We start from the raw sequence: 3,042 nt of genomic DNA on the forward strand, positions 1-3,042 counted from the left end.
TTCTGTCTCAAAATACCTGACGACGAACATTGACGCAAGCCAGCGTTGATCTGCATTGCGGTGAACCTGAAGACCTTGGATTAGTGGATATTTGAATTGGCGCATCTTCACACACGTCCAACGCCTTAATTGGCGAATGCGCTGTGCGCCAATCTAATGGGGCGATAATCATAGACTAAACCCTTCATTAAGAGGAATAGAGCAAATTTTGCAGAATAGACTGCTGAGCGCTCGCGAAAGCCCGCACGCTATTTGATCACAAGACCCGCCGGGAAGGGTTGAAAAACCGGATTTGAACGATGACGAGATCAATTATCCTATTAACAGGCGCACGCGAAGTTCCCTTCTTTGAGGAATTCTTGTTGGAGCGGAATCGGGAGTTGCAAATTCTTGCAGCCTATAACGCAGAGGATTTGGCGAACGCGGTGGAGCAAACAGGCGGGAATGCGAGACTGATCTCATTTGTAACCGATATTATTGTGCCGCGAACTTTGCTGTCCAAGCTAAAACTGACGCCATACAATATCCACCCGGCACCGCCAGAATTTCCCGGTTCGCATGCTGATAGTTTTGCTATCTGGGAAGGCGCGGACACCTATGGGGTCACAGCCCATGAAATGATGCCTTCGGTTGACAGTGGTCCGATTGTGGCGGTTTGCCGATTTCCAATGCCCGAGCGTCCGGAGCGAGTTGCATTATCCGATTATGCCTATTCCAAAGCCGTGGAAGTGTTTGCCGTGGTGGCGGCCCATTGCGCTGAATGCGATGATCCGATGCCGCCTGTGCCGCACGAATACTGGTCTGGCCAAAAGCGAACGCGAGCCCAGTTTAAAGCTTTATGCGACTCTCTTCCTAATTGGTCTGGTGAGGACGCACAGCGTTTAAAACGGGCGTGCGGTCCTGACCTCAATTCAGTTCAGGCCGGTTAAAAGAACTGCCGCTTGATGGAATGAGGCTTGCCTTTCGAATGAGGACGCTTTGAAAGTTTTGCGCGGCGTGGGGCGCGATGACTTCTGAGCTGCCCATATGGTGCAATAGGATCTATATCGGGCCGGCGTCAGAGACCGCGTGGAAACAGCGCGTGGATCACGAGGCATCACACCAATCGTGAGAGTTCGAAAAGATGGTTTGCCCTCATGTCTCGGTAACGCTTTCACGGTTTTCAGAAAGAGGGTGCAGACCAGCAAAGTGTAATGGTTCAGGGGCAGGGGCGTCTTATCCGTATCAGATCATGGAGTGAGCACGCCGGTGCGCGTCGCCGCTAAACCAAAAAGGACGCCGCTGATGAGTCTCTGGAGCACAATCGCTAAAAACCGGCTTGAAAAGTCTATTCACAAGGGACGCCTGGAAGTCGTTTTTCCAAATGGCAAGACAGCTGTTTTTGGTCAGAACTGCGACCATCCAGTTCGTATCGCCGTGAAATCAGAGGCCTGGCTTCGCCGCATCGTGCTCGATCCTGAATTGCAGCTTGGCGAGGCTTACATGGAAGAAGGCCTCGTGCTGGAAACCGGCGATCTCTATGATCTGCTGGACCTTCTCTGGACCAATATTCTGTCCAAGGGCAGCGCGCATGCGGCGCTCCCATCTTTCCTGCGAAAGACGTTTCGTGCGGTTGCGCAATTTAATCCGCAAGCGCGATCGGCTCGGAACGTGGCGCACCATTATGATATCGGCAACGATCTCTACCGCCTCTTTCTTGATGACGACATGCAGTATTCCTGCGCGTATTTCCCGAAGCCGCAGACATCGCTCGACGATGCCCAGCGGTTTAAGAAAGATCATATCGCGCGCAAGCTGTGCTTGAAACCCGGGGACCATGTGCTTGATATTGGGTGCGGATGGGGCGGGCTTGCGATGCATCTGGCGGAGCGCGAAGATGTTCGGGTCCACGGTGTGACATTATCCTGTGAGCAGCACTGTCTGGCTCAAGAGCGCGCTGAGACCGCCGGGCTCAGCGACCGTGTCGATTTTGAGATTCAAGATTATCGCAACCTTACCGGCGAGTATGACAAGATTGTCTCGGTTGGTATGTTTGAACATGTCGGTGTGCCGCATTACCGCGAATATTTCGACCAGATTGCGGCCCGTCTCGGCGACAATGGAACGGCGCTCATTCACACGATTGGGCGGTCGCCTGGACCAGGGGCGACCAATCCATGGATCGCCCGGCATATCTTTCCAGGGGGCTATATTCCAGCACTCTCGGAAATTGTCCCCGTCATTGAGAAAGCCGGGCTGGTGGTTCTGGATATTGAGATCCTGCGCTTGCACTATGCGGAAACGCTAAAAGCCTGGCGGCAGCGATTTCTGAACCGCGCGGATGATGCTGAAAAGTTATATGATGCGAGGTTTGTGCGGATGTGGGATTTTTATCTCGTCACAAGTGAGCTGTCTTTTCGCCATGGCTTTCACAATGTGTTCCAGCTTCAGCTTGGTAAACGCCAGGACGCAGTGCCGCTAACGCGAGACTATCTATATCCATCCGAACCGGCCCGCCCGGCCATAAGACAAGTTTCGCCGGCCAATGATGAAAGGGTTCGCGCGAATGCCAAAAGATGATCACGCTGACATGGGTCTTTCCAAGAAGGATTACAAACGCCGACTGCGCGCGCTGCAAGTAGAACTGGTCAAGATCCAGCGCCGTGCGATCACGCATGGTCATCGGATTCTGGTGATTTTCGAGGGACGCGATGCTGCCGGCAAAGACGGCGTTATCAAGCGCATCGCCGACCATCTCAGCCCCAGAGAGACGCGCATTGTGGCGCTTGGCAAGCCATCCGACCGCGATACGAGAAGTTGGTATTTCCAACGCTACGCACCGCATCTGCCAGCTGATGGTGAAATCGCGCTCTTCAATCGATCCTGGTATAACCGCGCCGGCGTTGAACCGGTTATGGGCTTTGCCAGCGATCAAGAAGTCGAGGCATTTTACGACAATGTTGGCGCATTTGAACAAATGCTGGTGCGCGATGGCACGCAGATCCTCAAATATTATCTCGACATCAGCCAGGAATGTTCGTCGTCAGGTATTTTGAGACAGAA

General features: G+C 53.3%; 3 protein-coding genes. All 3 read left to right on the forward strand.

The annotated features are described in order from the left end of the window. Positions 1-299 precede the first annotated feature (299 nt). Positions 300-929: a formyltransferase family protein gene (locus tag HOC_RS20230; protein ID WP_035542277.1), complete on the forward strand. Its 630-nt coding sequence runs from the start codon at positions 300-302 to the stop codon at positions 927-929. Positions 930-1,284: 355 nt separating this feature from the next. Next, a complete protein-coding gene (locus HOC_RS20235; RefSeq protein ID WP_035542281.1) occupies positions 1,285-2,559 on the forward strand; it encodes an SAM-dependent methyltransferase in 1,275 nt (424 codons plus the stop codon). Further along, positions 2,546-3,042: polyphosphate kinase 2 family protein (locus HOC_RS20240; protein WP_035542283.1), on the forward strand; the 497-nt coding region annotated here is incomplete at its 3' end. The genes HOC_RS20235 and HOC_RS20240, both read left to right, overlap by 14 nt.

Source organism: Hyphomonas oceanitis SCH89 (assembly GCF_000685295.1).
GTDB lineage: Bacteria > Pseudomonadota > Alphaproteobacteria > Caulobacterales > Hyphomonadaceae > Hyphomonas > Hyphomonas oceanitis.

Bases quoted from the DNA above. Each gene is read 5' to 3' on its own strand.
- HOC_RS20230 (WP_035542277.1), top strand. From the start codon at position 300: ATGACGAGATCAATTATCCTATTAACAGGCGCACGCGAAGTTCCCTTC.
- HOC_RS20235 (WP_035542281.1), top strand. From the start codon at position 1,285: ATGAGTCTCTGGAGCACAATCGCTAAAAACCGGCTTGAAAAGTCTATT.